Source organism: Pseudomonas sp. SWI36 (assembly GCF_002948105.1).
Taxonomy (GTDB): domain Bacteria; phylum Pseudomonadota; class Gammaproteobacteria; order Pseudomonadales; family Pseudomonadaceae; genus Aquipseudomonas; species Aquipseudomonas alloputida.
Genome location: NZ_CP026675.1, coordinates 1,613,921 through 1,636,838 on the forward strand (window position 1 = coordinate 1,613,921; position 22,918 = coordinate 1,636,838).

Here is a 22,918-nt window from a genome sequence, read left to right on the forward strand (position 1 = left end):
TTACCCGCGAATACGGTGGCGGCGGCAACGATGAACGGCGGGTGGAAATTGGCCAGCAGGTCCGGCCCTTTCGCGGGTGAACCCGCTCCTACGACGACCTGCGCCCAACCACCGATGCGTATGCAGGAGCGGGCTATCAATGAGCCCAAGGCAGGATCGGAATGGCAGTCACCGCATTCTGCGGGCTGCCTTCGATCATGCGGTCGCTGTACACCAGGTACACCAGCGTGTTGCGCTTCTTGTCGAGAAAACGCACCACCTGCATGGTCTTGAACACCAGCGAGGTGCGTTCCTTGAACACTTCCTCGCCATCCTTGAGCTCACCCTTGAAGTTGATCGGCCCGACCTGACGACAGGCAATCGATGCCTCCGCCCGGTCCTCGGCCAGCCCCAAGCCCCCCTTCACCCCGCCAGTCTTGGCCCGGGACAGGTAGCACGTCACGCCCTCTACCTTAGGGTCGTCGAAGGCCTCGACCACAATGCGGTCGTTCGGCCCGACGAACTTGAACACGGTGGACACCTGGCCGACCTCTTCGGCGCCGGCCAACATCGGCAGCACGCACGCTGCCACAGCGATTACGTTCTTCAGCAGGCTCATACCAGCACCAGGTTGTCGCGGTGTACAAGTTCCGGCTCGGCGCTATAGCCAAGGATCGACTCGATGGCTTCGGACGACTGACCAATGATCTTCTGCGCCTCCAGGGCGCTGTAGTTGGCCAGGCCGCGAGCCACTTCAACACCGTCCGGGCCGACGCACACCACCATCTCGCCACGACGGAAGCTGCCCTGCACAGTCTTCACGCCAACCGGCAGCAAGCTCTTGTTGGCCTGACGCAGCGCTTGCACGGCACCAGCATCCAGCACCAGGGTGCCACGGGTTTGCAGGTGACCGGCCAACCACTGCTTGCGCGCCGCGAGCATGCCGCGCTCGGGCGACAGCAAGGTGCCCAGGCGCTCGCCCGCCTTCAGGCGGTCCAGCACGCGCTCGATGCGGCCACCGATAATGATGGTGTGAGCACCGGAACGGGCAGCCAGGCGCGCCGCACGCAGCTTGGTCTGCATGCCGCCACGGCCCAGGGCACCACCGGTACCACCGGCCACGGCATCCAGTGAGGGGTCGTCGGCGCGGGCTTCGTAGATCAACTGCGCTTCGGGGTTGTTGCGCGGGTCGGCATCGAACATACCATCGCGGTCGGTGAGGATCACCAGCAGGTCGGCCTCGACCAGGTTGGCCACCAGCGCCGCCAGGGTGTCGTTGTCGCCGAAGCGGATCTCGTCGGTGACCACGGTGTCGTTTTCGTTGATCACCGGCACCACGCCCAGATCGACCAAGGTGCGCAGGGTGCTGCGGGCATTCAGGTAACGCTTGCGGTCGGACAGGTCGTCATGGGTCAACAGGATCTGCGCGGTGTGCTTCCCGTGCTCCCCGAAGCTCGACTCCCAGGCCTGCACCAGACGCATCTGGCCGAGCGAGGCAGCCGCCTGCAGCTCGTTCATCGCACTCGGTCGCTTGGTCCAGCCCAGCTGGCTCATGCCGGCAGCCACGGCCCCGGAGGAGACCAGTACCAACTCCACGCCTGCCTCACGCAGCGCGACCATCTGCTCGACCCAAACGGCCATTGCACCGCGGTCGAGGCCCTTGCCATCGGCGGTCAGCAGAGCACTGCCAATCTTAACGACCCAGCGCTTGGCGCCCGTCACCTTGCTTCGCATCTTCTTCCAACCTATGTCGAATCTGTAGATACCGTGGATACAAAAACGCCGCTCCAGAGAGCGGCGTTTAGTGTACTGCAACCGATCAGTCGCGCACGTAAATGATTTCCGGACCGTCTTCGTCGTCCTCGAAATCATCGTCCCAACCATCGTCGTCGCCGATGTCATGCACGCTCTTGACGCCGGTACGACGCAGGGTACGGGCGTCGTCCAGGGCCTGCAGCTGGGCACGGGCTTCGTCTTCGATACGCTGGTCAAGGTCGGCCAGCTCTTCGGCGTAGGCCGGGTCGTTGGCCAGGCGGTCGGCGCGGTCTTCGAGGTAACGCATCAGGTCGTGGCTGAGCTTGTCGGTGCCCTGCTTGGAAATAGCCGAGATCACGTAGACCGGCCCTTCCCACTCCAGACGGTCGATCACTTCCTGCACACGCTCGTCGCGCTCGTCGTCCATGACCATATCGGCCTTGTTCAGCACCAGCCAGCGCTCACGCTCGGCCAGCGACGGGCTGAAGCGGGTCAGCTCGTTGACGATGACTTCGGCGGCATCGGCCGGGCTGCTTTCGTCCAGCGGCGCGATGTCCACCAGGTGCAGCAGCACGCGCGTACGCGCCAGGTGCTTGAGGAAGCGGATACCCAGGCCGGCACCTTCGGAAGCGCCTTCGATCAGGCCGGGGATGTCGGCGATGACGAAGCTCTTCCAGCGGTCAACGCTGACCACGCCCAGGTTTGGCACCAGGGTAGTGAACGGGTAGTCGGCGACTTTCGGCTTGGCGGCCGAGACCGAACGGATGAAGGTACTCTTGCCGGCGTTCGGCAAGCCCAGCAGGCCGACGTCGGCCAACACCTTCATTTCCATCTTCAGGTCACGCTGCTCACCCGGTTTGCCTGGGGTGGTCTGGCGCGGTGCACGGTTGGTGCTCGACTTGAAACGGGTGTTGCCCAGCCCGTGCCAGCCACCTTGCGCGACCATCAGCTTCTGGCCGGGGGTGACCAGGTCACCGATCACTTCCTGCGTGGAAGCATCGATCACGGTGGTGCCGACCGGCACGCGCAGGAACAGGTCTTCACCCTTCTTGCCGGTGCAGTCGGTGCTACCGCCGTTGGAGCCACGCTGGGCTTCATGGTGACGGGTGTAGCGGTAGTCGACCAGGGTGTTCAGGTTTTCGTCGGCAATCATGTACACCGAGCCGCCGTCACCACCGTCACCGCCGTTAGGGCCGCCGTTCTCGATGAACTTCTCGCGACGGAAGCTCATGCAACCGTTGCCACCGTCACCGGCCTTGACCCGAATGGATACTTCGTCAACAAACTTCATTAAAACCGCCTCTCGTCGGCAGACGAGCTGAATGACTCAAAAACATGAGGCTCTTGCAAAAATGAGCGCGGCGGCCCCGTACGACCGTAGAAACCAACGCCGGCAACCCAGACAAACAGCTTTGCAAGAGGCTCACCACAAACGAAAAAGCCCCGTCGCATGACGGGGCTTCTGGAGCGACGTCGCGATTAAGCGGCGACGATGCTCACGTAACGGCGCATGAACTCGCCTTTCTTCTCGAACTTGATCACGCCTTCGATCTTGGCGAACAAGGTGTGGTCCTTGCCCATGCCAACGCCGTAGCCAGCGTGGAATTCGGTACCGCGCTGACGGACGATGATGTTGCCTGGCTTGATAACCTGGCCGCCATACATCTTCACGCCAAGGCGTTTCGATTCTGAGTCGCGACCGTTACGAGTACTACCACCAGCCTTCTTGTGAGCCATGGTTCAATTCTCCAAATAAATTCAGGGGATCTAGGGGATTAAGCCTGGATGCCGGTGATTTTGATCTCGGTGAACCACTGGCGGTGGCCCATACGCTTCATGTGGTGCTTACGACGACGGAACTTGATGATGCGAACCTTGTCGTGGCGGCCTTGCGAAACGACTTCGGCCACTACTTTAGCGCCAGCAACAACTGGAGCACCGATGGTGACTTCTTCACCGTTGGCGACCAGCAGAACGCGATCGAAGGTCACGGATTCGCCAGTGGCGACTTCCAGTTTTTCGATCTTGAGGAATTCACCTTCAGCGACTTTGTACTGCTTGCCGCCGGTAACGATTACTGCGTAAGACATGGTATTTCTCCGATAATCCTGCTCACCCAGCGCTTTATATGATGAGTATTGGCTGGCATGGCTGCACAGGGCTGGAACGGCCCGGCGCAATTGCGTAAGGCAGGTGCTGCCCAGGAAGTTAGGGTGCGCGATTGTACGCAACCGCGGTTTTGCTTGCAAGTGCCGCCCCCGGCCTGCGGGCACCGCGCCTTGACACACCGGGACCCGCGACCTAGCATGCCGCGCAACCTCACTGGAGCAGCCGATGCAACCCCAAACCTTCTACCGCGCGGTGGCTGATGATTTCAGCGCCGTCGACGAGATCATCAAGAAGCAGCTGACCTCGCGCGTGCCGCTGGTATCGAAGATCGGCGACTATATCACGTCCGCCGGTGGCAAGCGCCTGCGTCCCCTGCTGGTACTGCTGTGTGGCAAGGCCCTGGGCCGCGAAGGCGACGACCTGCGCCTGCTGGCCGCCACCATCGAATTCCTGCACACCGCCACCCTGCTGCACGACGACGTGGTCGACATGTCCGGCATGCGCCGTGGCCGCTCTACCGCCAATGCCCTGTGGGGCAACGCGCCGAGCGTACTGGTGGGCGACTTCCTTTATTCGCGCTCGTTCGAAATGATGGTCGAGCTGGGCTCGATGCCGGTCATGCAGATCCTGTCCAAGGCCACCCGGGTGATTGCCGAAGGTGAAGTGCTGCAACTGTCGCGCGTACGCGACGCCAGCACCACCGAGGAAGTCTACATGGAGGTCATTCGCGGCAAGACGGCGATGCTGTTCGAAGCTTCTACCCACAGTGCTGCGGCGCTGGCCCAGGCCACCGACGAGCAGCGCGAAGCCCTGCGTACCTTTGGCGACCATCTGGGCGTGGCCTTCCAGCTGGTCGACGACCTGCTGGACTACAAGGGTGACTCGCAGACCCTGGGCAAGAACGTCGGTGACGACCTGGCCGAAGGCAAACCTACCCTGCCGCTGATCTACACCATGCGCGAAGGCACTGCCGAGCAGGCGGCGCTGGTACGCCAGGCGATCCAGAAGGGTGGCCTGGAAGATCTGGAACAGATTCGCGTTGCGGTCGAAGAATCGGGCGCACTGAAATACACCGCCGAGCTGGCGCGCGATTACGTGAAACGCGCCATCGCCTGCCTCGAAGTGCTGCCTGCCAGTGAATACCGGGATGCGCTGGTTGAACTGAGCGAGTTTGCGGTCGCGCGTACGCACTGACAGACCGAGTCGACTTCATTCGCGGGCAAGCCCGCTCCTGCACCATCTGTGGGGAGCGCGCTTGCCCGTGGTGCTTTTTGTCCGGACATAATCACTTCCGGAAAAATACCTTTTACAATGTGGGCTTTTAACCGCCCGTCTGTTTGTTTGAGGAACCGAAGTGAGCACTCTGCCACCCTGCCCGAAATGCAACTCCGAATACACCTATGAGGATGGCACTCAGCTTATCTGCCCTGAATGCGCCCATGAGTGGTCGGCCAGCGGCGATGCCGAGGCGGCCAGCGACGATGTGGTGAAGAAAGATTCGGTCGGCAACATCCTGCAAGACGGTGACACCGTCACTGTGATCAAGGACCTCAAGGTCAAGGGTTCGTCCCTGGTGGTCAAGGTTGGCACCAAGGTCAAGAACATCCGCCTGTGCGACGGCGACCACGACATCGACTGCAAAATCGACGGCATCGGCGCCATGAAGCTGAAGTCCGAGTTCGTCCGCAAAGTCTGATCAGGCAAAAAACGCCAATTGGCGCTTGCTATTCTGGTAATAGGAATTATTCTCATTGGAATTGCCGTCCAAGGAGAATAGCCATGACTTATCTGATCGACGCCTGGCTGGAACGCCCTCACCCCTACCTGCGCATTCTTCATCGGGAAACCGGCGAAGTGTGCGCGGTGCTTGAAGAAGAAGCCCTCGACGAACTGCGTGACCAAGGTGACCTGGACATGAGCGGGCTGAATTCGAGTGAACCGGGGGTGCTCAAGGAACTGGTACGGAATCTGTTTCTATTCTGCTATGCGCGGGCATTGCGCCCTGGGGGGACAGACTGGAATTGAGGCCGGCAGGGCCGGCCTCCAGGGCATTACAGAACGTCGAGCAGCTCGACGTCGAACACCAGAACGCTGTGCGGCGGGATGCTGCCAACGCCTTGGGCGCCGTAAGCCAGCTCGCTTGGCACGTACAGGCGCCATTTGCTGCCAGCGTTCATCAGCTGCAGGGCTTCGGTCCAGCCAGCGATCACGCCGCCTACCGGGAATTCAGCCGGCTGGCCACGCTCGTAGGAGCTGTCGAACACGGTGCCGTCGATCAGGGTGCCGTGGTAGTGCGTACGCACGTTGTCTTCGCGGGTCGGCTTGGCGCCTTCACCAGCGGTCAGCACTTCGAACTGCAAGCCCGAAGCCAGCGTGGTGATACCTTCACGCTTGGCGTTCTCGACCAGGAACTCCTTGCCAGCAGCAGCAGCGGCTTCGGCCTTGGCTGCAGCTTCGGCTTGCATCACCTCGCGGATGACCTTGAAGCTGGCCGACAGGTCGGCTTCGCTGACACGGCTGTCGGCACCGTTGAAGGCGTCGGTCAGGCCGGCCAGGATGGCTTCCAGGCTAACGCCTGGTGGCGGGTTGTCGCGCAGCTGGCCGCCCAGCTGACGGCCGATACCGTAGCTGACGCGCGTTTCGTCGGTAGACAGGTTGAGTTCGGACATTGTCGTGCTCCACTGCAGGGCGCAATGCAGCCGCGCCCTTGATAAAAAGGGCGAGCAGCCTAGCACACTGGGGCGCTGCGAGCAGCTACCAGGCCGAACGCTGGGAAATCGGCACCTTCAGGTCTTCTTCCGGGTGCGTACCCATGCCGCACATTTCGTCCTGCACCGACCAGTGCACCAGGTTCATCGAGACCATGGGGATGGTTTGCAGCAACTTGCGCGCATCCTCCACCGAGTGCACGCGCAAGCGTTCACCACGGGTATCGGACAGGGGGTGAGGATGGCCTTTGACCCGGGCCTCGAGCAGGTAGTCACCGCCTTCGATGGCGATCAGGTTCAGTTCGTCGACATGGCCAGCCCTGGCCTCGGTATTGAGCTGATGCAGGTTCATGAGAGCACCTCGCGATGGGAACCACGCATGAGAGCTCATTTTTTGTACAGGAAGGGAGAATGCGCAAGGCATGACTGACGCCACTCGTCAGTTGAGCCTCGATATCTGTGGAAGCGGGCGTGCCCGCGAAGCAGGCCACGCGGTGGCTGGCACCGGCTTTGCCGGTGTTCGCGGGCAAGCCCCACAGGGATCACGCCAGCTTTCAGAAATTGAGCAAGACAGTTGCTCCCACAGGAGTTGCAGTGAGGCCTGGCGGGACTCAGTGCTTGGTCAGCTTGTCCAGGTAACCCATGCAGAACGCCGAGACCACGAAGGTCATGTGGATGATCACGTACCACATCAGGTAATCGGTGGAGATGTTCTGCGCATCCATGAACACCCGCAGCAGGTGAATGGAGGAAATCGCCACGATCGACGCGGCAACCTTCATCTTCAGCGACGAGGAATCCATCTTGCCCAGCCAGTTGAGCTTTTCCTTGCTTTCATCGATGTCCAGTTGCGAGACGAAGTTCTCGTAGCCGGAAATCATCACCATCACCAGCAGGCCACCAACCAGCGACATGTCGATCAGTGACAGGATCACCAGGATCAGGTCAGCTTCGCTCAACGCAAAGACATTGGGCAGGACGTGGACCACTTCCTGGAAGAATTTCAGCGCCAGGGCCAGCAGGCCGAGGGACAAGCCGAAGTAGATCGGTGCGAGCAGCCAGCGCGAGGCATACATCGCGTTTTCGAGGATACGTTCCATGAAGTTCAGGACTCATCAGGTGACTAAAAAAGCGACGGCGAGTATAGCCAGCCACCTGTTACAGCAAAAGCCCGGGGGCTGCTCCGCAGCCTGATCGCGACACAAGGCCACACTCCCACAGCAAGCCGATGCTGTTGGAGCGGCCTTGTGTCGCGATGGGCCGCAAAGCGGCCCCGGCATTCTTCAGGTCTCAGGATGAAACTGGTAATCCCCCAGGTTGCGACACCGCTCACCATTGATCCGCCGCAACTGCGCCTGCAAATGCAGACACCAGATCTGCGGGTCATCGGCCACCTGATAACCATGCATGGTCAGGCTGTCGACGATGGCATTGAGCACCGACTCGGCCACCAGTGGCCCATGAAACGGGCCCTGCGCCTTGATCGCGGAGGGTTGTTCACCGGCCATGCCGGCGGCGAACAGCAGGGTCCACATGCCGTTATCCCCGGCCAGTGGACGAATGCTGCATTCGATACGGGTCACCAGGCCCAGGCACTGGCGTGTGAGGCTGAGGTTGCGCATGGCCGCGTCCCCTCCAATGAGCCTTGTTCAGCCCGAAACCCTCAGGCTGTTTCCATCCTGAACGCTGTACCGTCCTTAAGTTCCAGCATAGAGGAACCGCTCAGAAAGATGGAAAACTGGCGCTGAACGGTAGCACATCGCCGTCAGCGCCAGTTTATTGACTCAAGCCGGTTTGGCCTGGGCAATCACCTCTTCCAGGCGTTCCTTTTCTGCCTTCTCGATGTCTTCCTCGCTGATCATCTCGGCAATTTCACGCAGGCGCTCCACCACTCGGGCATTGACGCTGCCCTCGGTGAACAGCCCCTTGTCGTCGAGTACCCCGGCCTCCTCGCCCACCAGCAGGCTCAGCGCCTCATCAGCCTGGCTGACCGCGTAGACGTGGAACATGCCGTTCTCCACCGCCTGCAACACGCGCTCGTCAAGCATCAAGGTGGCGACGTTTGCACGCGGAATGATCACCCCCTGCTCGCCGGTCAGGCCACGCGCCTCGCAAAGGCGGAAGAAGCCCTCGATCTTCTCGTTCACTCCACCCACCGCCTGCACTTCACCAAACTGGTTGATGGAGCCTGTGATGGCGAAGCACTGCTTGAGCGGCGTGCGCGACAAGGCCGAGATCAGCGTGCAGGCTTCGCCCAGCGAGGCGCTGTCGCCGTCCACGTAGCCGTAGGACTGCTCCAGGGCGATGCTGGCAGAGATCGCCAGCGGGAACTCCTGGGCATAGCGGCTGCCCAGGTAACCGGTGAGGATCATCACCCCTTTGGAGTGGATCGGCTGGCCAAGGTTGACCTCACGCTCGATATCGACAATACCGCTGCCGCCCGGGTAGACGGTGGCCGAAATACGCGCGGGCATGCCGAACGCCGAGTCACCCACTTCAAGCACGGTCAGCCCGTTGCACTTGCCGATGGCCGCGCCTTCCGTGTCGATCAGGATGATGCCGGCGAGCATGTCGTCCAGCACCCGTTGCGACACACGGCCGGTACGGGTGGCCTTGGCCTTCAGCGCACGCTCGATGTGGCCTGCGTCGGTCATTTCGTCACTGGCCAGCTGGCGAATGAAATCAGCCTCGCTGACCAGCTGGAACAGGTCGCCGATACGCGCCGACAGACGCGACTGGTTTTCGGCCAGACGAGCACTGTAGGTGGCCAGACGCGCTACCGCGTCACTGGTCAGCGGCGCCATGCCCTCTTCGTTGGTGCGGGTGCGCAACAGCTGGGCGAACTGCTCCAGGTTCTCGTCGACCATCGGCATGTCTTCATCGAAGTCCACCAGCACGCGGAACATCTCCTGGAAGTCCGGGTCGTGGTCCTGCAGTGCGTAGTACAGCTGGCGCGAGCCGATGATCACCAGCTTGACGTTCAGCGGAATCACCTGCGGCTGCAGGCTGACAGTGGCAACACGGCCCAGCTCACCGATCGGCGACTCCATCTTCAGCTTGCGCGACTGCAACGCACGCTTGAGCGCGTCCCATACGAACGGCTCACCCAGCATTTTCTCGGCTTCCAGAATCAGGAAGCCGCCGTTGGCACGGTGCAGCGCGCCTGGGCGCAGTTGGCGATAGGAGGTATACAGCGCACCTTGGTCGGTGCTGTATTCGATACGGCCAAACAGGTTGTCGTAGGTCGGGTGCGGCTCGAACACCACCGGCGCCCCACCGTCAGCGTGATGGCCCACCACCAGGCTGGGCGCGTACTGCTCTTCGAGCAGCTTGCGGGCCACGGCGTCGGACTTGCTGTCATCGACCAGTTGCTCGACCAGCGTACGCAACAGGTTCAACTGCACCGATTGCAGGTAGGCGCAAACCGCCGCGTTTTCGGCGTACTTTTCCGACAGCGGCGCCAGCAACGGCTGCAGCGCCAGGGTGATGGTTTCTTCGTTGAGCTGGCGCAGCTGGTTGTTCGATTCGCGCTTCCATTGCGGCAGGCTGGCCAGCTCTTCGTTGAGGCGCTCCTCAAGCAGGGCAATGTCCTCGTGGAACTGCTCGCGCACCTCTTCGGGCAATTGGGCAAACTCTGCTTCATCCAGCGCCTTGCCATCCGCCATCGGCGTGAAGGCGACGTTGCTGGCATCGCGGTACAAGGCCACGTCCTTTTCCAGCGACGCGCGCTCGATCACATCCAGAGCGCGGTCATAACGCTGGTTGAAAGCGCGGTCGATGGCGCCCTTCTTCTGCTGGTAGGACGGGTGTTCGAACACCGCCGGGAACGTCGACAGCAGGTTGTCGATCAATCCGCCCATGTCGCTGATGAACTCGGCGGCGCTTCCGGACGGCAGCTCCAGTGCACGTGGTTCACGGGTGTCGTCGAAGTGGTTGACGTAGACCCAGTCGGCCGGGGTCTGCTGGCGCTTGCCCTCGGCCTTGAGGTAGCGCTTGACGAACGAGAAGCGCCCGGTGCCGGGCTCGCCCATCACATACACATTGTAACCAGGACGCGGCATGGCCACGCCAAACTGCAGGGCCTCGACAGCACGTTCCTGGCCCAGAACTCCGCGAAACGGCTCCAGATCGTCGGTATGGGTAAAAGCAAACTGCTCGGGGGAGAAACGCCGGGTCAGGGCTTCAGGCGCAAGACGCAGGCGCGCAGCGACAGGATCGGGCATTGGGTTTCCTTACTTCGGCGGGGCAGATACGCAGCATTCTGGCGCTGCCCGCGCGCGCCTTGCAAGGCTCCACGGGACTTTATGTCGCAGCCGGTGCAGTCTTGTGACAGCAAATTTTTCGCAATCAACAACGCAACCTTTAGATCGTGCCTAAACTCCAAGCTGCGCGGGTGGGTGAAAAGCTTTCCCGACCTGGCAACCGAGTTGCCAGAAACCCTGACCCTTGGTTAAGACAAAGAGAACAAATGCTATGAAACGGATTCTTCTGGGTACTCTGTTCACCGTGGTCTCGCTGAACGCCATGGCCGAAGCGCCGGGCGGCCCGAACTGCGGCTGGGGCAACATGCTGTTCGAAGGCCAGCGCGGCACGCCGGCACACTTCCTGGCTTCTACCACCAACGGCACCTCCGGTAACGCCACCTTCGGCATGACCTCCGGCACCAACGGCTGCTCGACCAAGGCTTCGCTGACCTACGGCGGCAAGTCCTGGTTCGCCATGAACGGCATGATGAACGAGCTTTCCGAAGACATGGCCATGGGCCAGGGCGAAGCACTGACCACCTATGCCGTCGTTCTCGGCGTAGCACCGGAGGACCGCAGCTACTTCAACTCGGTCACCCACCAGCACTTCAACCAGATCTTCAGCAGCGCCGACGTCACTGCCGAAACTGTCCACAGCAACACCCTGGCCGTTCTGAAGAGCGACCCACGCCTGGCCAAATACGCTACCGAGGCCTAAGCACAGCTGCTCCCGCCCCACCCGGGGCGGGTTTCGCCTTTTTCGGCATCGTCAAGAAGTAGTTGCCCGATATGCTCAAACGCCTCACTGCCCTGGCGCTGTGTGCCTGCGCCCCTGTTCATGCCGCTCCCCTGCTGGATCCAGGCCGTCTCCAGCAATTGGCCAATACCCCCTACTGGCTCGCCATTGGACATTACGAAACCGCCAAGCTCGGCGGCTGGCGCAGCTATGTGGATGATGATGCGTTCTTCCTCGCCGAAGATGGCGCGCACCATCCGGACCAGGAACTCAAGGCTACGGTCGATGCGCTGTATGCCCCGGCCAGCCTCGGTGACAAGCACGCCCAGTGCGTATTCCCCGCGCGCACCCGCTGGCTGCGCGAACAGCTCGACCTGCAAGACTTGCCACAACCGGACTGCCAGGAATTCAAGACCTGGTACCAGTCGATCGACCCGCACAGCGCCGCGTTGATCTTCCCGGCAGCCTACCTGAACAGCCCGTCGTCGATGTTCGGACACACCCTGCTGCGCATCGACCAGTCCAACACCCGCAGCGACGACACCACGCTGCTGAGCTACGCCATCAACTTCGGTGCCTATATCGAAGGCAGCGACAACAGCATCCTGTACGCCTGGAAAGGCCTGATGGGCGGCTACCCGGGGCTGTTCGCGCTGATGCCCTACCAGGAAAAACTCTCCGAATACCGCAGCCTGGAAAACCGCGACCTGTGGGAATACCAGCTGGACCTGACCCCCGAAGAAACCGGACGTATGGTCGAGCATGTGTGGGAGCTGAAGCAGATCCAGTTCGACTACTTCTTCTTCGACGAAAACTGCTCGTATCGCCTGCTGGAGCTGCTGCAAGTGGCCCGGCCGAGCCTGGACCTGACGTCTCAGTTCCCGCTGACCGCCATTCCCACCGACACGGTGAAAGCCGTGAAGCAGTCCGGCCTGGTCGCCAGCGAAACTTACCGCCCTTCTCGCGAACGTGAATTGCTGGCCAGGGCCGAGCCACTCGACCACGACGAAAAGCGCCAGGTGCTGGCTGTAAGCGCCGACACTGCGCAACTGCAAAGCCCAGAATTCCAGGCCCTGCCTCGCGAACGCCAAGCGTTGGTGCAAGATGCCGCGTATCGCCTTGAGCGGTATCGGGCCAATGGCCAGGAACGCGACCCAGGGCAGGCCAAACGCAGCTTCGAGTTGCTGCGGGCGATCAACAGCAACCCGCCGCCGCCCCTGCAGATCGAGCGCCCCGGCCTGCCCGAAGATGGCCATGACTCGCGCACCTGGCAACTGGGCGTGGGCACCCGTGAAGACCGCGCCTACGCCGAATATGGCTTGCGCATGGCCTACCACGACCTGAATGACAACGCCTATGGCTTCCCGCTGGGCGCACAGATCGAAATCCTGCAATTGAAGCTGCGCCAGTACGAAGGCAACGATTGGCAGGTGCAGCGCCTGGACCTGGCCACCATCCGTTCACTGACACCCCGTAACGAGCTGCTCAAGCCTTGGTCATGGCAAGTGGCCGGCGGGCTGGAGCGGGTGCCGGGCAAGCATGATGACGAAGTGCTGGTGAGCCATGTGAATGGCGGCGCTGGCGGCACCTGGCAGCTGGCCGACGGTTTGCTGGGGTTTGCCTTGGGCACGGTGCGGGTCGAGCATCACAACGACTTCGCTCAGTTCATTGCCCCGGCGGCTGGCTTCAATGGCGGGCTGCTGTGGCGCAATGGGCTAGGCAACATGACGTTGGAGGCCAAGGGCGATTACTTCACCAACGGCGAAGTACGTCGCAGTGTAAGCCTGAACCAGCAGTGGGAGATCAGCCAGAACCTTGGGCTTCGGTTGAGTGCCTCGCGGGAGTTCAGCCACCTGGCTACGGCGCAAAACGAGGTGATGCTGGAGCTGAAGTGGTATCACTACTGAGGCCGCTCTGCGGCCTTTCGCGGGCACGCCCGCTCCCACAAGGCTCCCCACAAGATCAGAGGCCTGTGCAAGTACCTGTGGGAGCGGGCTTGCCCGCGAATTGGCCAGTCAGGCTAGTAAAGCAGTGTGACTGAACCAACTCTTTGACACTGTTTTGACACCTACCCGACAAACCGCCACCTAGACTTCCCATCATCAACTGGAGGGCTTTGTGGCTATGTCGCGGTACTGGTTCGGCGTGTGCATTGCGTTGTTGCTGTCGGGTTGCGAAACCACCCACGAGCAGATGGTCAACCACGGTTACCCTCCTGCCTATGCGGATGGCTTCCAGGACGGCTGCAGCAGTGGCCGCCAGGCGGCCGGGCTGATGGTGGGCAACTTCCGCAAGAACGTACCGCGCTACCTGCACGAGCGCCAGTACGAAACCGGCTGGGACGATGGCTTCCGCCAGTGTCATGCCATGCAGAACAGCGAAGAACAGCGCCAATACCACGAGCGCTTCTGGGACCAGCGTGACCGCGAGTGGGAGCAGGAAAAGGACCGCGGCGCTGCCAAGGCCTATCGCCACAATTGAGTCGCAAACGGACATTCCTTTAAACCGGCGGCCTGCCATGATGGTCTCATGCACAAGGAGGCCCTACATGAGCCGAGCATTCGTCAACGAAGACCAAGCCGCCGACCAGGCCGACCAGCCGGTCGAGCGGCGCATCAGCGAACAGCCCAACTATGTGACGGCCAGCGGCCTGCGCCAGTTGCAAACGCGGGTGGCCGAGCTGAATGCCTTGCGCAGCGAACTGCAGGCGCAGGGCGAACGGGGTGACAAACAACGGCTGGCCGATACCGAGCGGGATCTGCGCTACTTCAGCGCGCGGGTGCAAAGCGCCCAGGTGGTACCCGCGGCGACTTCCCATAGCAAGGTACAGATTGGTAGCCGGGTGCGATTTGTCGATGCGCAGGACCAGGAGCAGGTGGTGCAGCTGGTGGGCGAGGATGAGGCGGATGCCGGGCGGGGGTTGATCAACTGGGGTTCGCCATTGGGGCGGGCTTTGCTCGGGGCTGGGCCGGGTGATGAGGTGGTCTGGCGGCGGCCGGTGGGGGAACAGGTGATAGAGGTGGTTGAGATTCTGGGTGAGGGTTGAGGGCCCTGGGGCTGCTTTGCAGCCCATCGCGACGCAAGGCCGCTCCCACAGGGCCTTGACTGCCTGGTTGTCCAACTTCTCGGGTGCAGTCCAGCCTGTGGAAGCAACTGTCTTGCTCAACTTCTAAAAGCTGGCGCCATCCCTGTGGGAGCGGCCTTGCGTCGCGATGGGCCGCAAAGCGGCCCCCTACGGTCTCAGATCAGACCACGCCCTGAGCCAGCATCGCATCGGCCACTTTCACAAAGCCCGCAATGTTCGCCCCCTTGACGTAGTTGATCCGGCCATCAGCCTCTTCACCGTAGTGCACGCATGCATGGTGAATCGACTGCATGATGTTGTGCAGCTTGCTGTCCACTTCACCGGCCGTCCACAGCAGGCGCATGGCGTTCTGCGACATTTCCAGGCCCGACACGGCTACGCCGCCCGCATTGGAGGCCTTGCCCGGGGCGTACAGAATGCCGGCGTCCAGGAAGATATCCACAGCCTCGAGGGTAGTCGGCATGTTGGCGCCTTCGGCCACACAGATACAGCCGTTACGCAGCAAGGTGCGGGCATCTTCGGCGCCCAGCTCGTTCTGGGTGGCGCATGGCAGGGCGATGTCGCACGGCAGGCTCCACGGGGTCTGGCCCTTGCGGAACTCCAGGCCGAATTGCCCGGCCAGCTCGCTGATACGTCCGCGCTTGACGTTTTTCAGCTCCATCAAGGCGTCCCACTGGGCGTCGGTCAGCCCGGCTTCTGCATACAGGGTACCTTCAGAGTCAGACAGCGAGATCACCTTGCCGCCCAGGTCCATGACCTTACGCGCAGCATACTGGGCGACGTTGCCCGAACCAGACACCGCCACGCGGCGGCCGTCGATACGCTTGTCCTGACGCTTGAGCATTTCTTCGGCGAAGTAAACGCAGCCATAGCCGGTGGCTTCCGGGCGGATCAGGCTGCCGCCATAGGTCATGCCCTTGCCGGTCAACACCGAGGTGAACTGGTTGGCCAGGCGCTTGTACTGGCCGAACATGAAGCCGATTTCGCGGGCACCCACGCCGATGTCACCGGCCGGTACGTCGCAGTCAGCGCCGATGTGGCGATACAGCTCGCTCATGAACGCCTGGCAGAAGCGCATCACTTCGGCGTCGCTCTTGCCTTTCGGGTCAAAGTCCGAGCCGCCCTTGCCGCCGCCCATGGGCAGCGAGGTCAGCGAGTTCTTGAACACCTGCTCGAACGCCAGGAACTTCAGCACGCTGAGGTTCACCGACGGGTGGAAACGCAGCCCGCCCTTGTACGGGCCAATGGCACTGCTCATCTGAATGCGGTAGCCGCGGTTGACCTGCACCTTGCCCTGGTCATCGACCCAGGAAACGCGGAACAGTACGGCGCGCTCGGGCTCGACCATGCGCTCGAGGATGCCGGACTGCAGATAGTGGGGGTTGGCTTCAAGGAATGGCCACAGGGTGCGTAGCACTTCTTCCACCGCCTGGTGGAATTCCGGCTGGCCTGGGTCACGCTGCTTCAGGCGTGCAAGGAAATTGTCGACAGATTCGATCATGGTAGACATCTCACCAAGAGGATTGGACTTATTGGTTTTTTCAGGAATGTACCAAGAAGCAATCGCACCGGAATAGGGCGAGATGTCGTTTTTATGAAATTATTTGGTGCGTTTTATATAAGTGTATACAAAACGCACCTTTGATTTCCCATTCTTAGCGGAACGCCAGGCACAAAAATGGGGCCCATTTGGGCCCCATTCTCGTGCATCAGAAAACCGGCTTACTGGGCCAGTTTCTTGTGCCGTACACGGTGCGGCTGGGCAGCAGCATCACCCAGACGCTTCTTGCGGTCGGCTTCGTACTCGGTGTAGTTACCTTCGAAGAACACCACGTTCGAGTCGTCTTCGTACGCCAGGATGTGGGTAGCCACACGGTCCAGGAACCAACGGTCGTGGGAAATCACGATCGCGGCGCCCGGGAAGTCCAGCAGGGCTTCTTCCAGCGAACGCAAGGTTTCGACGTCGAGGTCGTTGGACGGTTCGTCGAGCAGCAGAACGTTACCGCCTTCCTTCAGGGTCAGGGCCAGGTGCAGGCGGCCACGCTCACCACCGGACAGGTCCTTGACGAACTTCTGCTGATCGCCACCTTTGAAGTTGAAGCGACCAACGTAGGTACGCGAAGGGATCTCGTAGTTGCCGATGCGGATCTGGTCGGAACCGTCGGAGATCTGCTGGAACACGGTCTTGGCGCCGTCCAGGTCCTCACGGCTCTGGTCAACACAGGCCAACTGTACGGTTTCACCGATCTCGATGCTGCCCGAGTCCGGTTGCTCCTTGCCCATCAACATGCGGAACAGGGTCGACTTACCGGCACCGTTACCACCGATCACGCCAACGATGGCGCCTTTGGGCATGGAGAACGACAGGTTGTCGATCAGCACACGGTCGCCGTAGCCCTTGGTGACGTTCTTGAACTCGATAACCTTGTCACCCAGGCGCGGACCGGCCGGGATGTAGATTTCGTTGGTTTCGCTGCGTTTCTGGAATTCCTGCGACTGCATTTCTTCAAAGCGCTGCAGACGGGCCTTGGACTTGGACTGGCGGGCTTTGGCGCCTTTGCGCACCCACTCCAGTTCTTCTTTCATGGCCTTTTCGTGGGCGCTCTGCTGCTTGGATTCCTGCGCCAGACGCTCCGACTTGGCTTCCAGCCAGCCCGAGTAGTTGCCTTCGTACGGGATGCCGGCGCCGCGGTCCAGCTCCAGGATCCAACCGGCGACGTTGTCGAGGAAGTAACGGTCGTGGGTAATGGCTACCACGGTGCCCGGGAAGTCGTGCAGGAAGCGCTCCAGCCAGGCCACCGAGTCGGCGTCCAGGTGGTTGGTCGGTTCGTCGAGCAGCAGCATGTCGGGTGCCGACAGCAGCAGGCGGCACAGGGCCACACGGCGTTTCTCACCACCGGACAGGTGTTCGATGCGCGCATCCCAGGCCGGCAGGCGCAGGGCGTCGGCAGCGACGTCCAGCTGGCGCTCCAGGTTGTGGCCATCGGCGGCCTGCAGGATGGCTTCCAGCTTGGCCTGCTCGGCGGCCAGCTTGTCGAAGTCGGCATCCGGCTCGGCGTAGGCCGCATAGACCTCGTCCAGGCGGGCCTGGGCGTCCTTGATTACGCTGACCGCTTCCTCGACCACTTCACGCACGGTCTTGGTTGGGTCCAGTTGCGGTTCCTGTGGCAGGTAACCCACGTTGATGTCGGGCATCGGACGGGCTTCGCCGTCGAATTCCTTGTCGACGCCCGCCATGATCCGCAGCAGGGTCGATTTACCGGCGCCGTTCAGGCCAAGTACGCCAATCTTGGCGCCTGGGAAGAACGACAGGGAAATGTTCTTGAGAATTTCCCGCTTCGGCGGCACGACCTTGCTCAGCCGATGCATGGTGTAGACGTATTGAGCCAAAACCAAGCCCTCTAATCAGATAGGTAAAGACATCGCCGATCGCCCCGGCACGCGGTGGCCAGTGGGATGTGTTTACGGGGTGTCATTGAACAAAGTCGACCATTCTACGCCAACGCGCGGCGTTGCATAGGAGGGGCCGATGGTGGGGTGTGATCAGTGCGGTCACTGGGATGAATTCATTGCCTGTGCCGGCCTCTTCGCGGGCATGCCCGCTCCCACAGTGTCACCACAGAGTCTGAAGAATCCGCGATTCCTGTGGGAGCGGGCGAGCCCGCGAAAGGGCCGGCACGGCAGCCGAAGAGGCTCAGACGTGACGCTGTTTGGCCTTGCCCCGCGGCAGGCGGCAACGGTCGCCCTGCTCGGCCAGGCGCGCGGCCCAGGCGGACTTCACGCTGAAGCCGCCGCTGCGGGCAGGTTGCTGCTCGGCCGCCTTGGCCGGTTTGCCAGGTGCAGGGGCAGTGCTGACTACCTTGGCTGCCGGCTTGACCGCAGGTACTGCAACAGCCGGCTCTGCTGCCACCTTGGCGGTCTTGCGCAGTTCAGCCAGCGATGGGGCCTTGCTTTTTGCGGCAGCGGCCGCCTCGGGTTTGCCCAGCGAACGCTGGCAAGACTTGCAGGATACGTCCTCGGTCACGGCAGTGCTGACAAGGGTCTGACTGCTGCGCCCGCAGGCGGAATCGAGGCCATTGGAGGAAAAGTGAGTAACCAAAACCGAACATCTCCGATGCGTTGTCATGTGAAGCGGGCGCTATTCTCGCACAGGTTACAGGGGCTTGCCGAACCACCGGGCAGCCACCATCGGTCAACATGGCTGGCACTTCGCCATAATCCGAGGCATGCTAGCCGGTTTCGGGTGTCCGGCCTTATAGTGCGCCACCGCGGTGCGCAAGCCGGGCGCCGGCACGCACCGTGCACGATCATTCCCTGCCATCGCCAGCCCAATCGCAGGATCAACGCTTGACCAACCTTACTCATCCGTCGTCATTGCGTTCCGCCCCACAAGCACCCGCGACTCTCCTGCGCGGGTCGATCAAGGGTGCGCTGGCGCTGCTGGCCCTGATCCTGCTGGGCCTGCTGCTGTGGCAGCTGTTCGCCCAGTTCAATCATACCCAGGCCGAATTGCGCAAACAGAGCCTGGACGCCTCCGCGGAACTGGCCGACCACCTGAGCCTGAACATGGCGCTCAAGGCGCAACAGGCTGTGAACGTGGTGCAACCCTACCCTGATGCACCGACACCTGCCGCCCTGCCCAGCCTGCTCGGTACCCTGCGCGAGCGCCTCCCCGCCCTGCAGAGCGTGGCCTGGCTGGACAACGTCGGGCAGCTACGCGCCGACAGCCAGGCCGGCAGCCCCGACCGCCAGTCGCTTGACGAGTTGCTCGTGCTGAGCCAGGGACGCCCGTACTTCTTCACCAATTCGGCCGACAACCACCTCCTGTACCTGTTGCTGCGCCAGGATGCCGCACAGGGTAGCGGCTACTGGCTACTGCGCCTGTCACCGGACTATTACCGCGAGCTCACCCTCCACCTCGAGGGCAGTGGCCACCCGCAGTGGCTGCTGGAAAACAGCCGCAGCGGCGAGGTGCTGCAGCGCCATGCCGCAGCCGACACCAGCGACGAGCCGCTGCAAAGCGTGATGCTGGCCTTTATCGAAAACAGCACCTGGCAGCTACGCGGTCTGTTCGACGCCAAACTGGCCCAGCAGAAATTATTGCCGGCGCTGCTCGGCAAGTGCCTGCTGGTGCTGTTCTGCGCCCTGCTGCCAGTGCTGGCACTGATCAACATGCGTCGCCGCCAGCGGGCGCTGCAGGAGGACCGCCGGCGTTATCAGGAAATTTTTGAAGGCACCGGCGTTGCCCTGTGCGTGCTCGACCTGTCCAGCCTGCCCGGCCAGCTCGACCGCTACCACCTGCGTAACCGGGCCGCACTCAAGCACAGCCTGGCGCTGGACCCGAACCTGCGCCGCTCGCTGCTGCTGGAGCTGAAGATCACCGAGGTCAACCAAGTGGCGCGCCAGCTGCTGAACATCGACTGCCACGAAAGTGCCTGGCAGCGGCTGATCGATGGCACTGGCGACAGCCGAGACAGCGTCGGCATGCAACTGATCGACGCACTGATCGAACAACGCCCGTTGCTGGAGCTGGAAGTGCGTCTGCCGACACCGCAGGGCACCGAGCTGCACCTGTGGCTGATGGCGCGCCTGCCGCTGCAGCGCCGTGATTATCAGGCGGTGATCCTCAGCATCAGCGATATCACCAGCCGCAAACAGGTGGAGCTGTCGCTACTGGAACGCGAAAGCTTCTGGTCGGACGTGGTACGCACCGTACCCGACCAGTTGTATGTGCAGGATGTGCCGAGCCAGCGGATGATCTTCAGCAACCGCCACCTCGGCCAGACCCTGGGCTACGACCGCACCGAGCTGGCTCAGATGGGCGACCGCTTCTGGGAGCTGCTGCTGCACCCCGAGGACGCCGCACACTACCAGGCACTGCGCCGCCAACAGCGCGACAACTGTCATGACCAACCGCTGCACTGCCAGCTGCGCTTCCGCCACCGCGACGGAAGCTGGCGCTGCTACGACATCCGCGAGCAGGTGCTGACCCGCAACGCCGAAGGCCTGGTGACGCGCATCATCGGTGTGGGCAAGGATGTGACCGTTCAGATCGAGGCCAGCCAGTCGCTTCGTGACAGCGAGCAACGCTACCGCATGCTCGCCGAAAGCATCAGCGACGTGATCTTTTCCACCGACAACCAGCTCAAGCTCAATTATGTCAGCCCCTCGGTACAGAGCGTGCTGGGCTACCAGGCCGACTGGATCTTCGCCAACGGCTGGCAGTCGATCGTCGCCAACCCGGCCCAGCTCACCGGCATCTACAGCCTGATGGAGCGTGTCAGCAAGGCCATGGGCGATCCGGCGCAGATGGCGCAACTGTGCAGCCAGTTACCCACTCAACTGTTCCTGTTCGACTGCCTGCGTGCCGATGGCCGCAAGATCCCGATCGAGCTGCGCCTGGTGCTGGTGTGGGACGATGACCAGCGCTTCGAAGGCGTACTCGGGGTGGGCCGCGACATCAGCCAGCAACGCCGTGCCGAAAAAGACCTGCGCATGGCCGCGACCGTATTCGAACATTCCACGTCGGCGATCCTCATCACCGACCCGGCCGGCTATATCGTTCAGGCCAACGAGGCGTTCAGCCGCGTCAGCGGTTACGCCGTCAGTGAAGTGCTCGACCAACTGCCGGGCATGCTCACTGTCGACGAACAGCAGGAAGGCCACCTGCGCTATGTGGTCAAGCAACTGCACCAGCGCGGCAGCTGGGAAGGTGAGGTGTGGCTCAAGCGCCGTGACGGCGACCACTACCCGGCCTGGGTCGGCATCACCGCGGTACTGGACGACGAAGGCGACCTGGCCAGCTACGTGTGCTTCTTCACCGACATCAGCGAACGCAAGGCCAGCGAACAGCGCATCCACCGCCTGGCCTACTACGATGCCCTTACCCACCTGCCCAACCGCACACTGTTCCAGGACCGTTTGTACAACGCCCTGCAGCAGGCCGAGCGGCAGAAGGCCTGGGTGGTGCTGATGTTCCTCGACCTCGACCGCTTCAAACCGATCAACGACTCCCTCGGCCATGCGGCCGGCGACCGCATGCTCAAGGACATGGCCCTGCGCCTGCTGGCCTGCGTGGATGACGACGACACGGTGGCACGCATGGGCGGCGACGAGTTCACCCTGTTGCTGCAACCGCGCCCCACCCGCGAAATGGCCCTGAACCGCGCCATCCACGTGGCCGAGAACATCCTCGGCAGCCTGGTGCGGCCGTTCGTGCTGGAAAACCGCGAGTTCTTCGTTACCGCCAGCATCGGCATCGCCCTCAGCCCGCAGGATGGCAGTGAGCTGAGCCAGCTGATGAAGAACGCCGACACCGCCATGTACCACGCCAAGGAACGCGGCAAGAACAACTTCCAGTTCTACCAGGCCGAAATGAACGCCAGCGCCCTGGAGCGCCTGGAGCTGGAAAGCGACCTGCGCCACGCCATGGAGCAGAACGAATTCATCCTCTATTACCAGCCGCAGTTCAGCGGCGACGGCAAGCGCCTGACCGGCGCCGAGGCGCTGCTGCGCTGGCGTCACCCGACCCGAGGCCTGGTGCCGCCGGGCGACTTCATCCCGGTGATCGAGGAACTGGGCCTGGTGGTGGACGTGGGCGACTGGGTGCTGCGCGAGGCCAGCCGCCAGCTCAAGGCCTGGCACAAGGCCAAGGTGCGGGTGCCGAAAGTGTCGGTGAATATTTCGGCGCGGCAGTTCTCCGACGGCCAGCTGGGCACACGGATTGCCAACATCCTGGAAGAAAGCGGCCTGCCGCCGGCATGCCTGGAACTGGAGTTGACCGAAAGCATCCTGATGCGCGAGGTGAACGAGGCGCTGCAGATTCTTGCCAGCCTGAAGAACCTCGGCCTGAGCATTGCGGTAGACGACTTCGGCACCGGCTACTCGTCGCTCAACTACCTCAAGCAGTTCCCCATCGACGTCCTGAAGATCGACCGGACCTTCGTCGACGGCCTGCCCGAAGGCGAGCAGGACGCGCAGATTGCCCGGGCGATCATCGCCATGGCCCACAGCCTCAACCTGGCAGTCATCGCCGAGGGCGTGGAAACCCACGAACAGCTGGAGTTTCTGCGCGAGCATGGTTGCGACGAGGTGCAGGGCTATCTGTTCGGGCGGCCGATGCCGGCGCATCAGTTCGAGGCGCAATTCTCCAACGAGACCTTGTTCATGTTCCATTGACCCGCACACAAGGTCCCCGTAGGAGCGGGTTTACCCGCGAACACCGGCCAAGCCGGTGCCATCCACCGCGCCGCATTCCTGCATAAAAAAGCGGACTTCCAGGTCAACTCCCGCCCCCGCCCAG

General features: G+C 62.2%; 21 protein-coding genes. 8 read left to right on the forward strand and 13 right to left on the reverse strand.

Translation table 11 applies throughout. The features are described 5' to 3' along the window. Nucleotides 1–136: 136 nt before the first annotated feature. The 5 genes from C4Q27_RS07835 to rplU all read right to left on the reverse strand — a co-directional run bounded on the left by C4Q27_RS07835 (nucleotide 137) and on the right by rplU (nucleotide 3,824). The gene (locus C4Q27_RS07835) at nucleotides 137–598 is read right to left on the reverse strand and encodes a CreA family protein (RefSeq protein WP_010951941.1); all 462 of its coding nucleotides are present in this window, start codon (nucleotides 596–598) and stop codon (nucleotides 137–139) included. Then, nucleotides 595–1,713 (reverse strand): glutamate 5-kinase, encoded by a 1,119-nt coding sequence (proB, locus tag C4Q27_RS07840; RefSeq protein WP_003247458.1) that lies wholly within the window; start codon nucleotides 1,711–1,713, stop codon nucleotides 595–597. The genes C4Q27_RS07835 and proB overlap by 4 nt, the downstream gene beginning before the upstream one ends. Nucleotides 1,714–1,798: 85 nt before the next feature. Then, a complete protein-coding gene (gene cgtA, locus C4Q27_RS07845; protein ID WP_003247460.1) occupies nucleotides 1,799–3,025 on the reverse strand; it encodes an Obg family GTPase CgtA in 1,227 nt (408 codons plus the stop codon). 188 nt (nucleotides 3,026–3,213) lie between these two features. Beyond that, nucleotides 3,214–3,471 carry a 50S ribosomal protein L27 gene (gene rpmA, locus C4Q27_RS07850; protein WP_003247464.1) on the reverse strand — a complete coding sequence of 86 codons (258 nt, stop codon included), beginning with the start codon at nucleotides 3,469–3,471 and terminating at the stop codon, nucleotides 3,214–3,216. 38 nt (nucleotides 3,472–3,509) lie between these two features. Further along, on the reverse strand, nucleotides 3,510–3,824 hold the full coding sequence (rplU, locus tag C4Q27_RS07855; protein WP_003247466.1) for a 50S ribosomal protein L21: 315 nt from the start codon (nucleotides 3,822–3,824) through the stop codon (nucleotides 3,510–3,512). Nucleotides 3,825–4,068: 244 nt separating this feature from the next. Between rplU and C4Q27_RS07860 the strand changes: the two genes are divergently transcribed. The 3 genes from C4Q27_RS07860 (at nucleotide 4,069) to C4Q27_RS07870 (ending at nucleotide 5,868) form a co-directional block, all read left to right on the forward strand. Further along, the gene (locus C4Q27_RS07860) at nucleotides 4,069–5,037 is read left to right on the forward strand and encodes a polyprenyl synthetase family protein (protein ID WP_010951940.1); all 969 of its coding nucleotides are present in this window, start codon (nucleotides 4,069–4,071) and stop codon (nucleotides 5,035–5,037) included. A gap of 160 nt (nucleotides 5,038–5,197) precedes the next feature. Beyond that, nucleotides 5,198–5,539, forward strand: a complete 342-nt coding sequence (locus tag C4Q27_RS07865; RefSeq protein ID WP_010951939.1) for a zinc ribbon domain-containing protein YjdM — start codon at nucleotides 5,198–5,200, stop codon at nucleotides 5,537–5,539. A gap of 83 nt (nucleotides 5,540–5,622) precedes the next feature. After that, nucleotides 5,623–5,868, forward strand: a complete 246-nt coding sequence (locus C4Q27_RS07870; RefSeq protein ID WP_010951938.1) for a hypothetical protein — start codon at nucleotides 5,623–5,625, stop codon at nucleotides 5,866–5,868. A gap of 26 nt (nucleotides 5,869–5,894) precedes the next feature. Here the strand turns inward: C4Q27_RS07870 and C4Q27_RS07875 are convergent, their stop codons facing one another. From C4Q27_RS07875 to C4Q27_RS07900, 5 genes are all read right to left on the reverse strand, one after another. After that, on the reverse strand, nucleotides 5,895–6,512 hold the full coding sequence (locus C4Q27_RS07875) for an FKBP-type peptidyl-prolyl cis-trans isomerase (RefSeq protein ID WP_003247482.1): 618 nt from the start codon (nucleotides 6,510–6,512) through the stop codon (nucleotides 5,895–5,897). Between the two features lie 85 nt (nucleotides 6,513–6,597). Next, on the reverse strand, nucleotides 6,598–6,903 hold the full coding sequence (locus tag C4Q27_RS07880; protein ID WP_014589631.1) for a DUF6482 family protein: 306 nt from the start codon (nucleotides 6,901–6,903) through the stop codon (nucleotides 6,598–6,600). 259 nt (nucleotides 6,904–7,162) lie between these two features. After that, nucleotides 7,163–7,651: a TIGR00645 family protein gene (locus C4Q27_RS07890; protein WP_003247486.1), complete on the reverse strand. Its 489-nt coding sequence runs from the start codon at nucleotides 7,649–7,651 to the stop codon at nucleotides 7,163–7,165. A 183-nt stretch (nucleotides 7,652–7,834) separates the two neighbouring features. Next, on the reverse strand, nucleotides 7,835–8,173 hold the full coding sequence (locus C4Q27_RS07895) for a hypothetical protein (RefSeq protein WP_010951936.1): 339 nt from the start codon (nucleotides 8,171–8,173) through the stop codon (nucleotides 7,835–7,837). A 162-nt stretch (nucleotides 8,174–8,335) separates the two neighbouring features. Beyond that, nucleotides 8,336–10,774, reverse strand: coding sequence for a Lon protease family protein (locus tag C4Q27_RS07900; RefSeq protein WP_004575710.1), 2,439 nt, complete (start codon nucleotides 10,772–10,774; stop codon nucleotides 8,336–8,338). 250 nt (nucleotides 10,775–11,024) lie between these two features. Here C4Q27_RS07900 and C4Q27_RS07905 point away from each other — a divergent pair, with 250 nt between their 5' ends. The 4 genes from C4Q27_RS07905 (at nucleotide 11,025) to C4Q27_RS07920 (ending at nucleotide 14,577) form a co-directional block, all read left to right on the forward strand. Continuing rightward, nucleotides 11,025–11,513 (forward strand): DUF3015 domain-containing protein, encoded by a 489-nt coding sequence (locus C4Q27_RS07905; protein ID WP_003247492.1) that lies wholly within the window; start codon nucleotides 11,025–11,027, stop codon nucleotides 11,511–11,513. 71 nt (nucleotides 11,514–11,584) lie between these two features. Further along, nucleotides 11,585–13,438, forward strand: coding sequence for a DUF4105 domain-containing protein (locus tag C4Q27_RS07910; protein ID WP_064491213.1), 1,854 nt, complete (start codon nucleotides 11,585–11,587; stop codon nucleotides 13,436–13,438). A gap of 217 nt (nucleotides 13,439–13,655) precedes the next feature. Then, nucleotides 13,656–14,012, forward strand: coding sequence for a lipoprotein (locus C4Q27_RS07915; RefSeq protein ID WP_003247495.1), 357 nt, complete (start codon nucleotides 13,656–13,658; stop codon nucleotides 14,010–14,012). Nucleotides 14,013–14,079: 67 nt separating this feature from the next. Further along, nucleotides 14,080–14,577 (forward strand): GreA/GreB family elongation factor, encoded by a 498-nt coding sequence (locus C4Q27_RS07920; RefSeq protein ID WP_060538637.1) that lies wholly within the window; start codon nucleotides 14,080–14,082, stop codon nucleotides 14,575–14,577. Between the two features lie 199 nt (nucleotides 14,578–14,776). Here the strand turns inward: C4Q27_RS07920 and gdhA are convergent, their stop codons facing one another. From gdhA to C4Q27_RS07940, 3 genes are all read right to left on the reverse strand, one after another. Then, nucleotides 14,777–16,117: an NADP-specific glutamate dehydrogenase gene (gdhA, locus tag C4Q27_RS07925; protein WP_003247498.1), complete on the reverse strand. Its 1,341-nt coding sequence runs from the start codon at nucleotides 16,115–16,117 to the stop codon at nucleotides 14,777–14,779. A 221-nt stretch (nucleotides 16,118–16,338) separates the two neighbouring features. After that, on the reverse strand, nucleotides 16,339–18,006 hold the full coding sequence (gene ettA / locus C4Q27_RS07930) for an energy-dependent translational throttle protein EttA (RefSeq protein ID WP_010951931.1): 1,668 nt from the start codon (nucleotides 18,004–18,006) through the stop codon (nucleotides 16,339–16,341). Nucleotides 18,007–18,310: 304 nt separating this feature from the next. Continuing rightward, nucleotides 18,311–18,715 carry a hypothetical protein gene (locus C4Q27_RS07940; RefSeq protein ID WP_047605096.1) on the reverse strand — a complete coding sequence of 135 codons (405 nt, stop codon included), beginning with the start codon at nucleotides 18,713–18,715 and terminating at the stop codon, nucleotides 18,311–18,313. A 248-nt stretch (nucleotides 18,716–18,963) separates the two neighbouring features. Here C4Q27_RS07940 and C4Q27_RS07945 point away from each other — a divergent pair, with 248 nt between their 5' ends. After that, nucleotides 18,964–22,794 (forward strand): EAL domain-containing protein, encoded by a 3,831-nt coding sequence (locus C4Q27_RS07945; RefSeq protein ID WP_104886701.1) that lies wholly within the window; start codon nucleotides 18,964–18,966, stop codon nucleotides 22,792–22,794. Nucleotides 22,795–22,918: the final 124 nt, after the last annotated feature.

What these genes read in the sequence shown, in the direction of transcription:
- rplU (WP_003247466.1), bottom strand. Translation starts at nt 3,824, where the DNA reads ATGTCTTACGCAGTAATCGTTACCGGCGGCAAGCAGTACAAAGTCGCT.
- C4Q27_RS07890 (WP_003247486.1), bottom strand. Translation starts at nt 7,651, where the DNA reads ATGGAACGTATCCTCGAAAACGCGATGTATGCCTCGCGCTGGCTGCTC.
- C4Q27_RS07910 (WP_064491213.1), top strand. Translation starts at nt 11,585, where the DNA reads ATGCTCAAACGCCTCACTGCCCTGGCGCTGTGTGCCTGCGCCCCTGTT.
- proB (WP_003247458.1), bottom strand. Translation starts at nt 1,713, where the DNA reads ATGCGAAGCAAGGTGACGGGCGCCAAGCGCTGGGTCGTTAAGATTGGC.
- C4Q27_RS07835 (WP_010951941.1), bottom strand. Translation starts at nt 598, where the DNA reads ATGAGCCTGCTGAAGAACGTAATCGCTGTGGCAGCGTGCGTGCTGCCG.
- C4Q27_RS07905 (WP_003247492.1), top strand. Translation starts at nt 11,025, where the DNA reads ATGAAACGGATTCTTCTGGGTACTCTGTTCACCGTGGTCTCGCTGAAC.
- C4Q27_RS07875 (WP_003247482.1), bottom strand. Translation starts at nt 6,512, where the DNA reads ATGTCCGAACTCAACCTGTCTACCGACGAAACGCGCGTCAGCTACGGT.
- C4Q27_RS07920 (WP_060538637.1), top strand. Translation starts at nt 14,080, where the DNA reads ATGAGCCGAGCATTCGTCAACGAAGACCAAGCCGCCGACCAGGCCGAC.
- C4Q27_RS07895 (WP_010951936.1), bottom strand. Translation starts at nt 8,173, where the DNA reads ATGCGCAACCTCAGCCTCACACGCCAGTGCCTGGGCCTGGTGACCCGT.
- C4Q27_RS07915 (WP_003247495.1), top strand. Translation starts at nt 13,656, where the DNA reads ATGTCGCGGTACTGGTTCGGCGTGTGCATTGCGTTGTTGCTGTCGGGT.
- C4Q27_RS07900 (WP_004575710.1), bottom strand. Translation starts at nt 10,774, where the DNA reads ATGCCCGATCCTGTCGCTGCGCGCCTGCGTCTTGCGCCTGAAGCCCTG.
- C4Q27_RS07880 (WP_014589631.1), bottom strand. Translation starts at nt 6,903, where the DNA reads ATGAACCTGCATCAGCTCAATACCGAGGCCAGGGCTGGCCATGTCGAC.
- C4Q27_RS07860 (WP_010951940.1), top strand. Translation starts at nt 4,069, where the DNA reads ATGCAACCCCAAACCTTCTACCGCGCGGTGGCTGATGATTTCAGCGCC.
- gdhA (WP_003247498.1), bottom strand. Translation starts at nt 16,117, where the DNA reads ATGATCGAATCTGTCGACAATTTCCTTGCACGCCTGAAGCAGCGTGAC.
- cgtA (WP_003247460.1), bottom strand. Translation starts at nt 3,025, where the DNA reads ATGAAGTTTGTTGACGAAGTATCCATTCGGGTCAAGGCCGGTGACGGT.
- C4Q27_RS07870 (WP_010951938.1), top strand. Translation starts at nt 5,623, where the DNA reads ATGACTTATCTGATCGACGCCTGGCTGGAACGCCCTCACCCCTACCTG.
- rpmA (WP_003247464.1), bottom strand. Translation starts at nt 3,471, where the DNA reads ATGGCTCACAAGAAGGCTGGTGGTAGTACTCGTAACGGTCGCGACTCA.